General features: G+C 54.1%; 18 protein-coding genes. 14 read left to right on the top strand and 4 right to left on the bottom strand.

The window, feature by feature from the left end:
- The first annotated feature begins 5 nt into the window (after nucleotides 1-5).
- Nucleotides 6-2,186: a cation-translocating P-type ATPase gene (locus JR338_09145; GenBank protein QRN82584.1), complete on the top strand. Its 2,181-nt coding sequence runs from the start codon at nucleotides 6-8 to the stop codon at nucleotides 2,184-2,186.
- Here JR338_09145 and JR338_09140 read toward each other — a convergent pair.
- The 4 genes from JR338_09140 to JR338_09125 all read right to left on the bottom strand — a co-directional run bounded on the left by JR338_09140 (nucleotide 2,177) and on the right by JR338_09125 (nucleotide 4,802).
- Nucleotides 2,177-3,442, bottom strand: coding sequence for an alpha/beta fold hydrolase (locus JR338_09140; GenBank protein ID QRN82583.1), 1,266 nt, complete (start codon nucleotides 3,440-3,442; stop codon nucleotides 2,177-2,179). The two genes, JR338_09145 and JR338_09140, sit on opposite strands and share 10 nt — an antisense overlap.
- Before the next feature lie 71 nt (nucleotides 3,443-3,513).
- Complete coding sequence (locus JR338_09135) at nucleotides 3,514-3,837, bottom strand: redoxin domain-containing protein (protein ID QRN82582.1); 324 nt, start codon at nucleotides 3,835-3,837, stop codon at nucleotides 3,514-3,516.
- A gap of 18 nt (nucleotides 3,838-3,855) precedes the next feature.
- A complete protein-coding gene (locus JR338_09130) occupies nucleotides 3,856-3,993 on the bottom strand; it encodes a redoxin domain-containing protein (GenBank protein QRN82581.1) in 138 nt (45 codons plus the stop codon).
- A 107-nt stretch (nucleotides 3,994-4,100) separates the two neighbouring features.
- The gene (locus tag JR338_09125) at nucleotides 4,101-4,802 is read right to left on the bottom strand and encodes a hypothetical protein (protein ID QRN82580.1); all 702 of its coding nucleotides are present in this window, start codon (nucleotides 4,800-4,802) and stop codon (nucleotides 4,101-4,103) included.
- A gap of 487 nt (nucleotides 4,803-5,289) precedes the next feature.
- Here JR338_09125 and JR338_09120 point away from each other — a divergent pair, with 487 nt between their 5' ends.
- From JR338_09120 to JR338_09060, 13 genes are all read left to right on the top strand, one after another.
- Nucleotides 5,290-6,876 (top strand): aldehyde dehydrogenase family protein, encoded by a 1,587-nt coding sequence (locus JR338_09120; GenBank protein QRN82579.1) that lies wholly within the window; start codon nucleotides 5,290-5,292, stop codon nucleotides 6,874-6,876.
- Between the two features lie 66 nt (nucleotides 6,877-6,942).
- Complete coding sequence (locus tag JR338_09115) at nucleotides 6,943-7,200, top strand: hypothetical protein (GenBank protein QRN82578.1); 258 nt, start codon at nucleotides 6,943-6,945, stop codon at nucleotides 7,198-7,200.
- Between the two features lies 1 nt (nucleotide 7,201).
- A complete protein-coding gene (locus JR338_09110) occupies nucleotides 7,202-8,107 on the top strand; it encodes a CoA transferase subunit A (protein QRN82577.1) in 906 nt (301 codons plus the stop codon).
- Nucleotides 8,108-8,155: 48 nt separating this feature from the next.
- A complete protein-coding gene (locus JR338_09105; protein ID QRN84404.1) occupies nucleotides 8,156-8,887 on the top strand; it encodes a CoA-transferase subunit beta in 732 nt (243 codons plus the stop codon).
- A 43-nt stretch (nucleotides 8,888-8,930) separates the two neighbouring features.
- Nucleotides 8,931-9,956, top strand: a complete 1,026-nt coding sequence (locus tag JR338_09100; GenBank protein QRN82576.1) for a D-2-hydroxyacid dehydrogenase — start codon at nucleotides 8,931-8,933, stop codon at nucleotides 9,954-9,956.
- A 159-nt stretch (nucleotides 9,957-10,115) separates the two neighbouring features.
- Complete coding sequence (locus JR338_09095; protein QRN82575.1) at nucleotides 10,116-10,445, top strand: helix-turn-helix transcriptional regulator; 330 nt, start codon at nucleotides 10,116-10,118, stop codon at nucleotides 10,443-10,445.
- Nucleotides 10,446-10,449: 4 nt separating this feature from the next.
- Complete coding sequence (locus JR338_09090) at nucleotides 10,450-10,986, top strand: DUF2812 domain-containing protein (protein QRN82574.1); 537 nt, start codon at nucleotides 10,450-10,452, stop codon at nucleotides 10,984-10,986.
- 378 nt (nucleotides 10,987-11,364) lie between these two features.
- Nucleotides 11,365-11,682, top strand: coding sequence for a hypothetical protein (locus tag JR338_09085; protein ID QRN82573.1), 318 nt, complete (start codon nucleotides 11,365-11,367; stop codon nucleotides 11,680-11,682).
- Nucleotides 11,683-12,101: 419 nt separating this feature from the next.
- Nucleotides 12,102-12,272 carry a hypothetical protein gene (locus JR338_09080; GenBank protein QRN82572.1) on the top strand — a complete coding sequence of 57 codons (171 nt, stop codon included), beginning with the start codon at nucleotides 12,102-12,104 and terminating at the stop codon, nucleotides 12,270-12,272.
- A gap of 169 nt (nucleotides 12,273-12,441) precedes the next feature.
- Complete coding sequence (locus JR338_09075) at nucleotides 12,442-13,803, top strand: AAA family ATPase (protein QRN82571.1); 1,362 nt, start codon at nucleotides 12,442-12,444, stop codon at nucleotides 13,801-13,803.
- Nucleotides 13,803-14,420 (top strand): histidine phosphatase family protein, encoded by a 618-nt coding sequence (locus tag JR338_09070; GenBank protein QRN82570.1) that lies wholly within the window; start codon nucleotides 13,803-13,805, stop codon nucleotides 14,418-14,420. Before JR338_09075 ends, JR338_09070 begins: the two co-directional genes overlap by 1 nt.
- Before the next feature lie 100 nt (nucleotides 14,421-14,520).
- Nucleotides 14,521-15,345 (top strand): polyphosphate kinase 2 family protein, encoded by an 825-nt coding sequence (locus tag JR338_09065; GenBank protein ID QRN82569.1) that lies wholly within the window; start codon nucleotides 14,521-14,523, stop codon nucleotides 15,343-15,345.
- Complete coding sequence (locus tag JR338_09060; GenBank protein QRN82568.1) at nucleotides 15,345-16,370, top strand: carbohydrate kinase family protein; 1,026 nt, start codon at nucleotides 15,345-15,347, stop codon at nucleotides 16,368-16,370. Before JR338_09065 ends, JR338_09060 begins: the two co-directional genes overlap by 1 nt.
- Nucleotides 16,371-16,386: the final 16 nt, after the last annotated feature.

Genomic DNA, 16,386 nt, shown 5'->3' with positions numbered 1-16,386 from the left:
TAGTAATGAATGAGTTGAACTTAAAAATTACAGGTTTGGATTGTGTTGATTGCGCCAAGGGGCTGGAGGGGTCGGTAGCATCCCTGCCCGGTGTGGAAAAAGTAGAATTGTCCTTTTTTGATGGCACTTTGACCGTCAGCGGGACGGTTTCCGAGGATGATGTCCGTAAAATGGTCACCCGGCTGGGATACGGCGTGGCAGCGGAAGAACCGCGGGCGAATGCCCCGGCTGCGGAACCCAACGCGGTATTGGGGTTCTGGCGCTATCTGCTGCAAAGTATTGAGACCCAGCTTGCCCTGATCGCTGGCGGGGTGGTGTTGCTATCTCTGCTGCTGAGTTGGTTGGGCTTGCCATCCTGGGTGGCCGTGGCGCTTCAGATCGGTGCGTTGATTTTGGCTGGCTGGCCAATTGCCCGCAACGGGGTGATGAACCTGTGGATCAACCACACCTTCAATATTAATTTCCTGATGACACTGGCCGGGATCGGCGCGGTGGTGATCGGTGAATATGCTGAAGCCGCCTCCCTGATCCTGCTCTTTGATCTGGCGGAGGCTTTGGAAGGCTTCACCAATGAGCGCGCCCGCGGCACGCTCTCCAACTTAAAGGACCTTTCCCCGACTCATGCCATCAAGCTGCATGGCGACCATGAATACCTTGTGCCGGTGGAAGAATTGGCGATCGGTGACCGGATTCTGGTGCGCGCAGGAGACCGTATTCCGGCTGATGGCCTAATTGCAGATGGGCAGAGTGACATCAACCAGGCACCGATCACGGGCGAGAGCCTGCCAGTCTGGAAGGACAAAGGGGATGAGGTCTTTAGCGGCACGGTGAACGGCAGCGGTCAGCTCGTGGTGGAAGTGACCCGGCTGACCGAGGACAGCACCCTCAACCGGATCATCCAGATGGTGACAGAAGCCCAAAACCGGCAATCCCGCAGCCAGAAGTTCATTGATAAATTTGCGCAATATTACACCCCGGCGATGGTGGTCCTGGCGGTGTTGATGGCCGTGATCCCACCGCTCTTCTTTGGCGAACCTTTCCTCAATCCGGCGGATGGCACCCGCGGCTGGCTGCAGCGGGCCTTGGTCCTGCTGGTGATCAGCTGCCCCTGTGCCCTGGTGATTTCCACCCCCGTGACGATGGTGGCCAGCCTCACCCGCGCGGCCAAGGAAGGCGTGCTCTTTAAGGGCGGGATCTTCATGGAACAACTCTCGAAAGTTGGGGCCTTTGCTTTTGATAAAACCGGCACCCTGACCACCGGTGAGCCGCAGGTGGTGGAGAGTCGTGATCTGGGCTGCATCGGCGATACCGCCTGTGCGGCATGTGATGATCTGGTGGCGTTAGCCTATGCCCTCGAGCGTCACAGCACTCACCCCCTGGCCCAGGCGATCACGGCAGAGGCAGAGAAACGCCATTTACTGGATCGCTATCCAGCTGCGGAGGGGTTGACGACCCGCGGCGGCCTGGGACTGGAAGGACGGGTCAATGGCCAGTTGATGACCATTGGCAGTCTGCGACTTTTTGAAGCTGAACATAATATCCCCACTGATGTCCACCAGTGGGTGAAACAGGCCGAATCCGGCGGGCGCACGGCCATGCTGCTTTGTGATGGTGACCATGTGCGCGGTTTCCTGTCCGTGGCTGATACCCTGCGAGATGACGCTCAGGTGGTGGTACGCCAACTGAATGACATGCATAAACATACCGTGATGCTCACCGGAGATAACGCCACGGTGGCCGCGGTGATGGCGCAGAAGGTCGGTTTGATGGATGTCCGTGCGAATCTGCTGCCGGGCGATAAGCAGGAAGCGATCTCGGCGCTGCGGGCGGAATATGGTTCGGTGGCGATGGTGGGGGATGGGATCAATGATGCCCCTGCGCTGGCCTCAGCGGACCTGGGGATTGCGATGGGCGGTAGCGGTAGTATGCAGGCAATGGAAACCGCCGATGTGGTGCTGATGGCCGATGACCTCGGCAAACTGCCTTTTGCCATTTGGTTGTCGCGGTTTGCAAACCGGCTGGTACGCCAGAACATTGTTTTCAGTATTGCGATTAAACTGCTGGTGATGGCGATCGCTTTTCTGGGCTATGCACCGCTTTGGATGGCGGTGATGGCGGATATGGGCGTCTCGCTGCTGGTGACTCTCAACGGTCTGCGGGCTTTGCACTTCAGCGTTCAGCCCTGAGCGGAGTCTTCTAAAATTTCATTACCAAAATCGACAACCAGATCCAGCACATCCCCCAACGCGGGATTGTGCGGCATGGTCATGCTGTGCGGTCCATTCACACTTTCCAGCCGGATGGGTGCAGTCATGATTTCGCGCAGGTGTTTGATGGAGGGCGGACGGATAAAGTCATCTTTTGAACCGTGAATGATCAAGGTGGGCGTCTGCACCTTGGGCGCAGCGGTCAGCGCTTCCCGGCCGACTTCCCGGAGCTGATTCAGGATATACAGCGGGACCTTGATCAAGCGAAGTTCCGCCTGCTGGTCCGGATTATGCGGGTCAATTTCCGGGAGATACTGGAATAATTCTTCCATCATCATTGGATGAGTGATGGGTACGAATTTGAAGGGGTCAATGGCAACCGGCAGAAGGGCGCGGGCGGTATTGAGGATGGGGGTCATGGTGCGAGGTTCCTGCCAGGTAAATGGCGCCAACAGGGCCAGTCCATCAACCGGTGTTTCCGCAGCAACCTGCAATGCCAGCCCGCCGCCAAAGGAATAACCGACCAGCAGGATGGGGCTGTGACCGGAGGCTCTCAACTCGCTCACCTGCGTTTTAACGAATGCCACCCAGTCGCGATTATTGTGGTTAATGAGTTCCACCAGCTCCGGCCCAAAGCCGGGCAGTCGCACTCCGCGCACCGTCCAACCCGCCTGATATAGCATCTCACCAATTTGGCGAATCTCCAACGCTGTGCCGGGGAAGCCGTGCACCAGGATAGCCGCTGCCTGGCCGCCTTCCAATGTGAAGGGGGCATGGCGCGGGTCGGTGAACCAGGGCAGGGCGGGCATTTGCAGGGGGTCGGGGACGTGGAGGGCGTGGTAAAGGTCGAAGGCGAACAGAAACACCCCTTGCAGGATCACCCCCCAGCCAAAACCGTGCCAGAAGGGGAGGCCGGGGTCGAGAATAAATAAAAGTGCCGTACCGGCGGCGGCATAGAGCACGTCCAGGGCGTTGCTGCGCCACAGGATCTTGCGCAGGCGGACGGCTTCCGCATCTTCGAGTTGAAACGTGGAATGCTGCCCCAGGTGGTTTTGGACCTTTTCCAGGATGGTACTCGCCACGAGTGCGTCGATCACCCCCCAGCTAAGAGCCGACAGGCCAATGCCTTGCCAGAGCGGCTCACCAAAAATCAAAAGCCCTGCACCCATTAAACCACACAAGATGGCCCAGAGGATCAACCTTCTGGCCAGCAGGTTTTCATAATCCCAGATCACGCCGTTTCCCTCCCACAAATAAAAGCATCGGATCTATTGTAACCAATGAATGGGTACGCGAGTGGCTATGCTTACGATTCTCCGGCAATTTCGTCAATCACTGCCAGGATTTCCTCGTTATGGGGAATATCTGACATGGAATTGGAATAATGGGCATAGCGCACGATGCCGCCCTTGTCGATGATGATCTGGGCGGGCATACGGCCCAACTTGAAGAGGTTGATCTCCTGCTCATAGCGGCGGGCAGCGGTCTGCTCCGGGTCGGCTAGGCCGATGAAGGGCAGGTCGTTCTCGTCCCAATAGGTTTTGAACTTATAGACGGATTCGGGCCCCACGGCGATCACCGCGACATTCCGCTGGGTGAAAAGGGCATAGTCCTGGCGCAACTGCGCCATGTGCCGGCGGCAGAACGGTCAGGTAAAACCGCGGTTGAAGATCAGGTAGACGATTTGCTGGCCTTCGTAATCTGAGAGGCGGGTGAAGCGCCCTTGGGTATCTTCGAGGGTAAAATCTCGAGCGTGATCACCAATATTTATTCTGCCACTGCTCATGGGTGCGCTCCAATCAATACTTTTCAGCATAAAGAGTACCGACTTTGATATTTTGTATTATGTGGTCATTATACGGAATTGGGAGGGAAATTCGCAAGCAAAAGGTTCTACAGCAGGACCGGCAAAGCGATAGTCGCACTGTCCGGGTTGTCCAAAAGCTCGATCCGTTCCGGTTCGCAGCCTGCCAGCCAGGCCACCAAGGCTGCGGCCAGGGCATTCAGTTCCCCGCTGGTGTAGATATTTTTCAATGGCAATTCCCCCTGCACCAGTTTGAAGCGGGTGATCTCCATAAAAAAGTCCATCGCATCCGGTACGGGAAGTTCCTGGTCGGCCAGGATCAGCTGGCGCTGGAGGCGTCCTTCCAGGGAAGGCTCCAAAGGTAGCTTGCCGTTCAGCAGCCGCCAGAAGACAGCATCCGCGCGGGTCTCCAGGCTTTGCCAGACGGCTTCATCGTCAGGATAGGGTGCGTAGCCGAAATCATCCAGCCGCTGGAAAAGATCGAAACTTTCCCGCATCCAGCGAGGGCAGCCCTTTAGCACGCCGGGGGTTCGTTCCAGCGGGAAACCTTGTTCCACTAGCTGGTCTTCTGCCTGCTTTTCCGGGCCGGTCTTGAGCCTGCGGGGGGCGCTGACCGCCACGATGGCGGCTGCCTGACCGCCCAGATAGGCCAGCAGTTCGTCCCGGTCTCCCTGCCCGATCGCCAGCAGTTCACGCGTCTCATCCAGCGCAGCATAGACATAGCTGTTGCGCACACGGCCTGCTGTGGGCAGGATCTCGACACCGATGAAGACAGGGCTTGGGTTGGGCATGGTACTAGTTTAATGGTGATGAGTCGGGAATGCAAATGAAATTGGGAATATATTGGTGCGTATAAGTGAGATGCGCACCCTACAAAAATCCGGGATAACACGTAGGGTGCGCTCCAATCTTGAGCGCACCTTTTTTGTTTTGGCGGCGCATGTCCACAAAATTTATTCATTGCATAACTTGAATGTAGGTCACGCATGGCGGCTGAGTCGTCTGCGTGACTTATTTATTGTGTCACGCTGGAAGCGTGACCTACGAGATACCACTATTAGGTGCGCATAAATGAGATGCGCACCCTACAAAAAATCTGGGATAACACGTAGGGTGCGCTCCGATTTTGAGCGCACCAAATTGGGATAGTGTGGGGCATAGGGGTGGGGCTTATTTACCGCCTTTCACCAGGGCTCAAGGCTTTTCCTAATATTGAATCATGATACAATCTGAACGTAACCAACCCTTTTCCAATTATCTCAGGAGGAATCAATTCCTATGGCACAAGAATCGTCGTTTAAGCTCACTTACGCGACCATGTTCAACCCGCCCGAAGAATTACACACCCACTTTGCCGAGGCGATGGATGCGCTGAAGGGAAAACTGGGGCAGGAATATCCGATGTTCATCAACGGTGAGGAACGCTTCACCGAAGAGAAATATCAGGAGGTCTCACCGATCAATACCGACCTGCACCTGGCAACCTTCCAAAAAGGCGGCGTCAAAGACGCTGAAGATGCCATCGCGGCGGCCCGCGCGGCTTTCCCCAAGTGGAGCCGCATGAACTGGGACGAGCGTGTTTACCTGCTGCGCAAAGCAGCGGATATCATTGACCAGCGCCTGTTCGAAATCGGCGCCGTGGTCACGCTGGAAGTCGGTAAAAACCGGATGGAAGCCCTCGGCGATGTGGCCGAGACCGCTGAACTGATCCGCTATGCCTGCACCCAGATGGAAGCCAGCCAGGGTTATCATGCCCAGATGGGCATTGACCCGCTGCAAGGCTATATTTCCACCAACAAATCCGTGCTCAAACCCTACGGCGTTTGGGTCGTAATCAGCCCCTTCAATTTCCCCGCTGCCCTGACGGGCGGCCCCTCGGGCGCAGCCCTGACCGCCGGCAACACGCTGGTGATCAAGCCTGCCTCCGTCACCACCTGGACCACAGCGCTGCTGGTGGATTGCTTCCGCCAGGCTGGGATCCCCGATGGCGTGGTGAACTTTGTTTCCGGTCCCGGTTCCACCGTTGGTAAAGCCCTGGTGGAAAGCAAGGACGTGGACGGCATCACCTTCACCGGCTCCTTCGATGTTGGCATGGGCATTTACCGCTCCTTCGGCAATGGCGATTACATCCGCCCCACGATCCTCGAACTGGGCGGTAAGAACCCCGCCATTGTCTCCAAGAACGCTAACCTCGAAGATGCGGCTGTCGGCATCGTCCGCTCCGCTTTCGGCTTGCAGGGGCAGAAATGCTCCGCTTGTTCCCGGGTCTTCGTTGAAGAAGCAGTCTATGACAAGCTGGTGGAACGGGTGGTCGAGCTGACCAAGAAACTCAAGATCGGTGATCCGGTCGAACGTGATACCTATATGGGTCCCGTGGTGACCAAGGGCTCCTATCAGGACTTCCAGGAATTCTGCAAGGACCTCAAGGTCTCCGGCAAAGTGCTGACCGGCGGCGATGTGCTCACCGAAGGTGACTTCGGCAAGGGTTACTTCTGTGAACCGACCGTGGCGGTGGATGTGCCGATCACGCACAGGCTCTGGCAACAGGAAATGTTCGTCCCGATCACGATGATCCATCCCGTCAAGGACCTCCAGGAAGCCATGGACCTGGCCAATAGCGTTAAATATGGGCTGACGGCCGGCTTCTATGGCACGGAAGAGGAAGTGGGCTGGTTCTTCGATAATATCGAGGCAGGTGTGGTCTACGCCAACAGGCCGCAGGGCGCCACAACCGGTGCCTGGCCTGGATTCCAGCCTTTTGGTGGGTGGAAGGGCTCCGGAGCCAGCGGCAAGAACGCTGGTGGCCTGTATTACCTGCCGCTCTACATGCATGAACAAAGCCGGACCTTTATCAAAAGGGCCTAGGCATCACAAATTCTGACTTATAAACCGGATGGCATGTCCGAACGCCATCCGGTTTGACCTTATCTTATGATCCGATACTTGTTCTCCCGTTTGGGTTGTCTGATCTGGCTGGTAGGTGCCGTTGTCTTGGGCGTGGGGATTGTCTCGGAGAGTTCCGGACACCCTGCCTTCTCAATGGTCGCCGGTGGGATTGGGCTGCTTGTGGTAGGCTTTTTGCTCTGGCAGTGGCTGCGCCCCAAAGGAAAAAAGAACACCCGTTTTTCAATGCTGCGCAGACGCACCTGGGAAGATGAGCAGGATGAGGATAATGAAGAATGGGACTAATATGACCACGAAATTAACTTCTCTGAACGATGCTATCAAACAATATGTTCATGATGGGGACCTGGTCTATGCTTCCGGGTTCACCCATCTGATCCCTTTTGCCGCCGGACATGAGATCATCCGGCAGGGCCTCAAGGATCTGGTGTTGGCCCGGGCCACACCAGACCTGCTCTATGACCAGATGGTCGCCGCAGGCTGCGCCCGAAAGTTGATCTTTTCTTATATGGGCAATCCCGGCGTTGGCTCACTGCGACGGGTACGTGAGGCGCTGGAGGCCGGTGAACTGGAATGGGAGGAATATTCCCATTTCAGCATGATCAGCCGTCTGCAGGCGGGTGCCAGCGGGCTGCCTTTCATGCCGATGAAACAGACTGGCGCGACAGACCTGGAATCGCAGAATCCCAATTTTAAACGCGTGGCTGACCCCTATACCGGCGAGGAAGTGGTGGTAGTGCCGCCATTGATCCCGGATGTGGCCATTGTGCATGTGCAGCGGGCCGACGAGAATGGGAATGCCCATGTGTGGGGCATCCTCGGTGAGCAGCGCCTGGCAGCTTTTGCCGCTAAGAAGGTGATCCTGACGGTTGAGGAGATGGTGGATGAGTCCGTGATCCGTTCAGACCCCAATCGCACGCTGATCCCTGGCCTGGTGGTCGATGTGGTCTGCCATGTGCCTTTCTGTGCCCATCCCTCTTATACCCAGGGTTACCATGACCGGGATAACGATTTCTATCTGGCCTGGGATGAGATCAGCAAGACCGATGAGGGCGTGAAAGCCTATATGGATGAGTGGGTCTATGGCGTTCCGGATCGAGCGGCCTATTGGGAAAAGCTGGGCCCTGAGGTTCACCAACGTTTACACGCTGGTCAGCGGCTTTCCGAACCGGTCAACTATGGCGATTATTGAGATTGAGGCGGAATCATGGTGGAAATTTCTTATAACCCGAAAGAATTGATGGTGGTGAATGCAGCCCGGCTCCTGCGGGACTATGATGTGGTCTTTGTGGGCGTGGGCATCCCGAACCTGGCCTGCAACCTGGCCCGGCGGACGCACGCCCCCAATTTGCAGATGATCTATGAGGCCGGGGTGATCGGCGCACAGCCTTCACGGCTGCCGCTTTCGATCGGTGACCCCTCACTGGTGACCGGTTCGACCTCGGTTTGCAGTATGTATGATGTCTTCACGCTCTACCTCCAGCGGGGGAATGTGGATGTGGGGTTCCTGGGCGGTGCACAGATTGACCAGTATTGCAATATCAACGCGACCGTGATTGGTGATTATCAAAATCCTAAGGTGCGCTTGCCCGGTTCCGGCGGCTCGATGGAGATTGCAGGCTGGGCCAACCGATGCTACATTATCACACCGCACCAGAAGCGACGCTTCCCCGCGCAGGTGGATTTTCATACCTCCATTGGATTCCTCGACGGCGGCGATGCTCGCAAGAAGACGGGCGTGCGCGGCGGAGGACCGGAAGCAGTGGTGACCAACCTGGGCGTGATGCGGCCTGACGAGAACGGTGAACTGGTGCTGACGGCTATGCACCCAGGTGTGACTTATGAGCAGGTGGCGGAGAATACCGGCTGGCCGCTGAAGATGGCTGAGGATTGCGCCGTGACGGAACCGCCCAACGCAGAAGAGTTGCGAATCCTGCGCGAGGACCTTGATCCCCAGCGAATCTACATCTAGATTGCACCATCAGGTAGAATCCAAAGAAAAACAGGACGATACCATGAAAAAAGAAATCCAAGTTTTAACCACTTTTGATCTGACCAAAGAACAGCAGGAGCGGCTCACTAAGGCATCCGATCGGGTGAAGCTGACCGTGATCCCTGCCAGCGAACCGAATGCCGTCCCTGATGAACGCTGGGCCGAGACGGAAGTGCTTTATACCTGGGATGTGTTGCCTGAGCCCGACAAGGCCCCGAACCTCAAATGGGTGCAGCTGGGTATGGCCGGAGTGGACCCATTTCTGGATTCGCCCCTGGTGCAGCGGGAGGATACGGTTTTGACCTCCATGAGCGGGGCCATCGTCAGCCAGATTGCTGAATATGTGTTGATGGCGCTGTTGGCCTTTGGGCATCACCTGCCCAAGATGGTGCGCAACCAGCGAGAGCATATCTGGCCGGATCAAAAGGAACGGTCGGAAGGCTTTTTGCCTTTGGAACTGCGGCACAGCACGGTTGGGATTTTGGGCTATGGCAGCATTGGCCGCCAGGTGGCGCGTTTGCTCCAGCCCTTTGGCGCGGAAATTTTGGCTGCCAAACGTGATGTGATGCACCCGGAGGACCTGAGCTATATGCCCGAGGGGATGGGTGACCCGCAAGGTGAGTTCTTTACCCGGCTCTACCCGATGGAAGCCATGAACAGTATGCTCTCGAGCTGTGATTATGTGGTGGTGGCGCTGCCCCTGACCGGCAAAACCCATCATATCCTTGGCTCGTTAGCCTTTGAGGCGATGAAAGAGACGGCGTATCTGGTGAACGTGGGCCGGGGTGCGCTGATTGATGAGGCAGCACTGACCGAAGCGTTGAAAGATGGCAAAATTACCGGCGCTATGTTAGATGTCTTTGAGGAAGAACCCCTGCCCGAAGATAGCCCATTGTGGGATATGGAAAATGTGCTCATCAGTCCGCATGTTTCCGGGTTTAGTAGTCATTTGCAGGATGAGACCTTTGAGCTCTTCGTGGAGAACCTTAACCGCTATTTGACGGGATTATCGCTGTATAACCAGGTGGATTTGAAGAAGGGCTATTGACGTCAAACCCACAACTAAATTAACTAAAGGTGCGCTCATGAGTTGAGCGCACTTTTTTGTTAATCCTTGACATTAGGGGTGGAATCTGCTAATATATCGTTAATCGCTATAACGATTACCGTTATAGCGATTAACGATACTATTTCGACGGGAGATATTATGCAAAAATCGCAAGACAAGGATTTCCTGCCCCTCTCTGAGGCGACCTTTTTCATAATGCTGGCGCTGTTAACCCCACAGCATGGTTATGGCGTCATGCAAATGGTGGAAGAAGTCAGCCAGAGTTCGGTTGTCATCGGGCCAGGAACTCTGTATGGGGCTTTCTCGAACCTGGAAAAGGAAAAATTGATTGAAATGGTGCGGGAAGAGGGGCGTCGCAAGGTTTATCAGCTGACGCCAAAGGGCCGGGAGGTCTTGTTGGCGCAACGGGATCGACTTGAAATGATGATTGCGCTTTATGATAAAAACATTGATCCGGAAAAGGAATAATAAAATGGCGGAGAGAGTTGTTGAACATAAGTGGTTTTGGGCCTGGCAGGATGATAAGGAAGAGCGTTGGCTTGAAGAGATGTCAAAAAGCGGTCTTCATCTGGTTTCGCCGGGTTACTTTGGCCGGTATGAGTTTAAAAAGGGTCGACCCCAGAAATGTTTTTACCGATTGGATTTCATTTCTCAAAACCAGAATCATGAAGATTATTACCAGCTATTTGCGGATGCCGGCTGGGAACATATTGGAGAATTTGGTGGTTGGCAATATTTCAGGAAACTTGATGACGGTCAGGGGGACGCTGAAATTTTCACGGATGTTACCAGCAAGATAGAAAAATACCGGAGAGTTTTACTAATCTTGGTGATATTAACCCCGATCTACCTCTTACCTTTAAACTTAAGAAATATGATTGAAGGGGATACTGGTTGGTTGATGAATGCTATTTTTGTGGTTTGGTGGTGCATTCTTTCTTTGATGATGTTTAGTATCATCAAGATGATCCATCGGATAAATGCGCTGAAAAATACGCTAAAACAATAAAGGGGGTGGGCAGTCACCGTGAGCCGCCCATATGGCAGGTTGGGCTTTCGCCTTCCCCCTGGCGGGGAAGGTGGCGTGAAACGCTGGATGAGGGGTAATTATCACCTCATCAGTCTGCTCCGCAGCCAGCTTCCCCTCAAGGGGAAGCCTTATTTGTGGGTTTTGAAGATGGCTGTAAAAAATCTCACCAGATGGAATTTGTCCCGCTTTTAGCGTGACCTACATAACCGAAATTTTGTTGAGACTATGAAGTTCTTTATCTTCCCCCTGGCGGGGTAAGTGGGGGAAACCGCCATATGATGAGAAAGAACAGAAGATCCCAAAAAAGTCCCTTGTAGGCAAACTGTTCCATAACAAAACATATGTTCCAATTTTGTCATGGAAGCGATGAACAGCATGCTCTCGAGCTGTGATTTTGTGGTGGTGGCGCTGCCGCTGACCGAAGAAACCCATCATATCCTTGGCGCGCCAGCCTTTGAGGCGATGAAGGAAACGGCTTATCTGGTGAACGTGGGTCGGGGTGCGCTGGTTGATGAGGCGGCACTGATCGAAGCGCTGAAAACTGGCAAAATCGCCGGTGCGATGTTGGATGTCTTTGAGCAAGAACCACTGCCCGCAGATAGCCCATTGTGGGATATGGAAAATGTGATCATCAGCCCGCATGTTTCAGGGTTTAGCAGCCATTTGCAGGATTAGACCTTTGAGCTTTTCGTGGAGAACCTGAACCGGTATCTGACGGGATTATCATTGGATAACCAGGTGGATTTGAAGAAGGGGTACTAGATCTTCACCTCAAAAGACCTTACCTATACTTATTGTTGACAAAAGAGATCTGGTCGTGGCCCTTTATCGGTTAAATAGTCATAAATTGCTTTCCTTGAAAATTTTTAGGTTCAGAAGGCTGATTTTAGGTGAAATGTTATTTCTGCTTGGAGAATTTTTAGAATAATAGCAGGCACGAAACCTGGGGTTCATCGAATTAAGAAAAATAAGAGTTGTCTATACCTATTGATAAATAAATGGCAGATGTGCTAAGATGATATTAATACCATAAGTGAACTATCATGGGCCTGGATGGTATTAGCAAATGTTTGTTATGAAAAAAGGAGTTAAAAATGAAGCTTTCAGCACCTAAGAAAGTTACTTGGTGGATTGCTGTCGTTGTTGGTGTGCTCGGTATCCTTGGTCAATTTATGAGCATCCCATTTGTTAGCGAAAACGCGTTTTGGTTTGTTGCAGTTGCTTTTGTTTTACTTGCTCTCGCTACTTACTTGAAGGATCTTTAGACTCAATGTAACCAAGTGAATTTGGCCCAGATTCACTGCTAGAAGATACACAGAGTTCTTGATAGTTGAGAACTCTGTATTCTTTTTAATAATATCAAGATAGCATATTAGTCATCTCGAAATAAAAACAAATGTTCCAAGTTTAACCCCCACATGGTAAAATCAGCGCATGGATCTATTTGACCATGCCCTCGAAGAACGAATGCAGCAAGAAGCCCCCCTGGCAGACCGAATGCGGCCGCAGATCCTGGATGAGATTGTTGGCCAGGATCACATCATAGGGGAAGGTCGTCTGCTGCGCCGGGCTATCCAGGCTGACAGGCTCTTTTCCTCGATCATCCTCTATGGCCCCCCTGGCACCGGAAAGACCACGCTGGCGAGGGTCATCTCCAACCTGACCAAAGCACATTTTGAAAGCCTTTCTGCCGTGCTGGCAGGTGTGGCTGACCTGCGCAAGGTGATCACCGAGGCAACCGAACGCCGGCGGCTCTATCAGCGGCGGACCATCCTTTTTATTGACGAGGTCCATCGCTGGAACAAAGCCCAACAGGATGCCCTGCTCCCGCATGTCGAGAGTGGTTTAGTTACCCTGATTGGCGCCACAACCCAGAACCCCTATTTTGACGTTATCAAAGCGCTTGTTTCCCGTTCACGGGTATTCGAGATGCACTCCCTGACCGAAGAGGACATCCGAGCGATCATGCTGCGTGCTCTGCAAGACCCTGAGCGCGGTTACGGCAAACTGAAAGTTGAACTGGCGCCGGAGGCCCTGGCACACCTGGCCCGCATGGCTGGGGGAGATGCCCGCAATGTGCTCAACGCCCTGGAATTGGCCGTGGAAACCACACCGCCGGATAAGGACAGTGTGGTCCGGATTGGACTGGATGTGGCTCAGGAGTCGATCCAGAAGCGGGCGGTGCTCTATGATAAGACCGATGACGCCCATTATGACACCATCTCAGCCTTCATCAAATCCGTGCGCGGCTCTGACCCGGATGCGGCGGTTTACTGGCTGGCGAAGATGCTCCACGCCGGTGAGGACCCACGCTTTATCCTTCGGCGGCTGATCATCCTGGCCGGTGAAGACATTGGCCTGGCAGACCCGCAGGGACTGGTGGTGGCTAATGCTGCCGCACAGGCCTTTGAATATATCGGCTTTCCTGAGGGGATTTTCCCGATAGTGGAAGCGACCCTCTATCTGGCAACAGCACCGAAATCCAATTCCGCCTTTGCCTATCATGCGGCTCTGGCAGAGATTGAGGATAATGGCGTTGGCCCCGTACCGATTCATTTGATGGATTCCAGCCGCGATGCCAAGGGGCTGGGGCATGGCGTAGGCTATGATTACCCCCACAGCCATGAAGGGCACTGGACGCCCCAGCAATACCTCCCGAGCACTGTCCTGGGCAAGCATTTTTACGAGCCCACTGATCAGGGCTATGAAGCTCAGGTGCAGGAGCGTGTGAGGCTGTGGCGTGAGGCGCAGGATAAGGTCTTATTGGAAGAAAACCAGGATAAGAAGGCCTCCTGATGGCAACGTTCTTATTGATTAGGCATGGCGACAACGATCTTCTGGGCAGCAAGCTGGCCGGCAGGCTCCCGGACGTGCATTTGAACGCCAAAGGGCAGGCCCAGGCCTGTGCCGTAGCGGAAGGCCTGGCGGAATTGCAGATTGCTGCGATCTATGCCAGCCCTCTGGAACGCGCCCAGGAGACGGCTGAACCCCTCGCCCAGAGGCAGGGACTGACCATTCAGGTAATGGCTGAACTGGTGGAGATTGATTTTGGGGAGTGGCAAGGGCAGGAATTTACCAAACTCAAGAAAAACCCTCTATGGGAGACCGTCCAGACCAGCCCAGCGACTTTCCGCTTCCCGGGCGGAGAGAGCTTTGCCGAGGCCCAGGCCAGGGTTGTTGCAGGGCTGACTGCGCTCAGTGAGCAATATGGCGAAAAAGACTTGATCGCTTGCAACTCCCATAGTGACATTATCCGCCTGACCGTGGCCCATTTTCTAATGCTGCCGCTGGACCGATTCCAACGGATCAGGATTCGACCGGCATCGGTGACAGTGCTGAACCTGAACGATGACGTGGGTTACTTTGGCCCCATCAATTTCTCCTTTGATTTCAAGTCGTCTCTTCCATTCTGACCCTTTTATCCTTTCCACACGAAATAAAAATGAAGATTTTCCCGGTTGATCTTTGGTCTGGGCTATAATTACGTCAGTGCCTCAGATGAAAAGGAGCTCCATGGACCAGCATTTTGTAAAACCTGGATCAAAAGTCAAACTGAATGATTTGCCGACCCGTTCGGATGGGAACATTTTGAAAGCGGACGGCAAAGCCCAACTGGTGGTGTTGGCCACACAGCTCGCCGATCTGCAGGAACTCCTATATGCCGAACATAAACAGAAGGTCCTGATCGTCTTGCAGGGCATGGACACCAGCGGCAAGGATAGCACCATCCGCCACGTCTTTGGTGATGTCAATCCTCAGGGCACTAATGTTTATGGCTTTAAAGTGCCCACCCAGCAGGAATTGGACCATGACTATCTTTGGCGGGTGCATAAGAACACGCCCGGCAAAGGTGAAATTGCGATCTTCAACCGCTCGCATTATGAGGATGTGTTGGTTGTCCGAGTGCATAGCCTGGTTTCCAAAGCCGTTTGGGGGAAGCGCTATGACCAGATCAACGCTTTTGAGAAGCTTCTGGCTGATGAAGGTACCACCATCCTGAAATTCTGTTTGCATATCAGCAAGGAAGAACAGGCGGAACGTTTCCTGGCCCGGCTTGATCGTCCCACCAAACACTGGAAGTTCAATCCAGGTGATTTGGAGGAGCGAGAATATTGGAACGATTATATGGACGCCTATGAGGATATGATCAACCGAACCAGCACGGATTGGGCTCCCTGGATCGTTGTACCGTCTGACCAAAAATGGTATCGGAACCTGATCGTGGCTGAGACGATTGTCAAAACGCTGCAAGGTCTGGATATGCACTTCCCCAAAGAGGTGCCCGATATCGAAAAGTACCGGGATATCCTTGAGGAGATGGTTGCTAAGGAATCCTGATGAGCTCATCCCTCCCAAACCAATATCTTCGGTTTGTCCTCGCCGGTTGTATTAATGAGGACTTTATTCTCCCTATCTCAGGATCCCCACAGAATTCAGTTCTGGGGGGAAACCTCCCTTATGCCGCGGCGGGGCTTGCCCTGTGGGGCAGTACGGCAGGGATGATTGCCAGAGTGGGGGATGATTTTCCGATGCCATGGCTGGATCGGTTCCACCAACTCGGTTTTGACTTTAGCGGGATCAAGAAGGTGGAAGGCGAGATGAATGTCCGGCGGTTTATTGCCCATCAGGATGAAGCCGTATCTTTCGAGGATAACCCGATGCAACATTATGTGGACCGGGGCTATCCCTTCCCTCAGCGGCTGCTGGGCTATAAAGTTCGGCCACTGGTTCCCATGGACCCTAATGCCCCAGGAAAACAATCAATCCAGATTTCCGATATTCCCGAATATTACCTGGAGGCCAGCGGGGTGCACATTTGTCCGATAGATCACCTTTCGCATATTATCCTGCCCTCCGTTTTCCGCCAAGGTCGGGCCACCACAGTCACCCTGACGCCCTCGCCCAGGTATATGACGCCGACTTTTTTGAGTGAGCTTCCCGGGCTGTTTTCTGAGATCACAGCTCTGATCGTGCATGAAAAAGAAGTCCGTGCACTATTTCAGGGACGAGGCTCAGACCTGTGGGAGATGGCAGCAGCTTTGGGTAAGATGGGGCCTGAATTCATCGTGATCCAGACGGACCGCTCCGGTTATTATCTGTATGATCAGATCACCCATAAACGCTGGGTGATTCCCCAATATCCCTCCAGAATTGCTGACCCGACTGGGGGCCTGGATGCCTTTGCGGGTGGATTTCTCGTCGGCTATCGTGAGGATTATGACCCCCTGGCAGCGTCTCTGAAGGGCGCTATTGCAGCCTCTCTGACCGTGGAAGGCAGCGGTGTTTATTATGCGCTGGACGCCATGCCCGGTTTGCGGGACGCGCGGCTTGAGTCCCTGAGGGGATTGGTCAGAGAAATTTAGTTTTTCCCAGTTGGAT

Source organism: Chloroflexota bacterium (assembly GCA_016887485.1).
Classification (GTDB): domain Bacteria; phylum Chloroflexota; class Anaerolineae; order Anaerolineales; family Anaerolineaceae; genus Brevifilum.
Note: the sequence above shows the minus strand (reverse complement) of the source record. Positions and strands in the feature narration are given on the sequence as shown.

What these genes read in the sequence shown, in the direction of transcription:
- JR338_09145 (QRN82584.1), top strand. Translation starts at nt 6, where the DNA reads ATGAATGAGTTGAACTTAAAAATTACAGGTTTGGATTGTGTTGATTGC.
- JR338_09135 (QRN82582.1), bottom strand. Translation starts at nt 3,837, where the DNA reads ATGGCGCAGTTGCGCCAGGACTATGCCCTTTTCACCCAGCGGAATGTC.
- JR338_09130 (QRN82581.1), bottom strand. Translation starts at nt 3,993, where the DNA reads ATGAGCAGTGGCAGAATAAATATTGGTGATCACGCTCGAGATTTTACC.
- JR338_09125 (QRN82580.1), bottom strand. Translation starts at nt 4,802, where the DNA reads ATGCCCAACCCAAGCCCTGTCTTCATCGGTGTCGAGATCCTGCCCACA.
- JR338_09120 (QRN82579.1), top strand. Translation starts at nt 5,290, where the DNA reads ATGGCACAAGAATCGTCGTTTAAGCTCACTTACGCGACCATGTTCAAC.
- JR338_09115 (QRN82578.1), top strand. Translation starts at nt 6,943, where the DNA reads ATGATCCGATACTTGTTCTCCCGTTTGGGTTGTCTGATCTGGCTGGTA.
- JR338_09110 (QRN82577.1), top strand. Translation starts at nt 7,202, where the DNA reads ATGACCACGAAATTAACTTCTCTGAACGATGCTATCAAACAATATGTT.
- JR338_09105 (QRN84404.1), top strand. Translation starts at nt 8,156, where the DNA reads ATGGTGGTGAATGCAGCCCGGCTCCTGCGGGACTATGATGTGGTCTTT.
- JR338_09100 (QRN82576.1), top strand. Translation starts at nt 8,931, where the DNA reads ATGAAAAAAGAAATCCAAGTTTTAACCACTTTTGATCTGACCAAAGAA.
- JR338_09095 (QRN82575.1), top strand. Translation starts at nt 10,116, where the DNA reads ATGCAAAAATCGCAAGACAAGGATTTCCTGCCCCTCTCTGAGGCGACC.
- JR338_09090 (QRN82574.1), top strand. Translation starts at nt 10,450, where the DNA reads ATGGCGGAGAGAGTTGTTGAACATAAGTGGTTTTGGGCCTGGCAGGAT.
- JR338_09085 (QRN82573.1), top strand. Translation starts at nt 11,365, where the DNA reads ATGGAAGCGATGAACAGCATGCTCTCGAGCTGTGATTTTGTGGTGGTG.
- JR338_09080 (QRN82572.1), top strand. Translation starts at nt 12,102, where the DNA reads ATGAAGCTTTCAGCACCTAAGAAAGTTACTTGGTGGATTGCTGTCGTT.
- JR338_09075 (QRN82571.1), top strand. Translation starts at nt 12,442, where the DNA reads ATGGATCTATTTGACCATGCCCTCGAAGAACGAATGCAGCAAGAAGCC.
- JR338_09070 (QRN82570.1), top strand. Translation starts at nt 13,803, where the DNA reads ATGGCAACGTTCTTATTGATTAGGCATGGCGACAACGATCTTCTGGGC.
- JR338_09065 (QRN82569.1), top strand. Translation starts at nt 14,521, where the DNA reads ATGGACCAGCATTTTGTAAAACCTGGATCAAAAGTCAAACTGAATGAT.
- JR338_09060 (QRN82568.1), top strand. Translation starts at nt 15,345, where the DNA reads ATGAGCTCATCCCTCCCAAACCAATATCTTCGGTTTGTCCTCGCCGGT.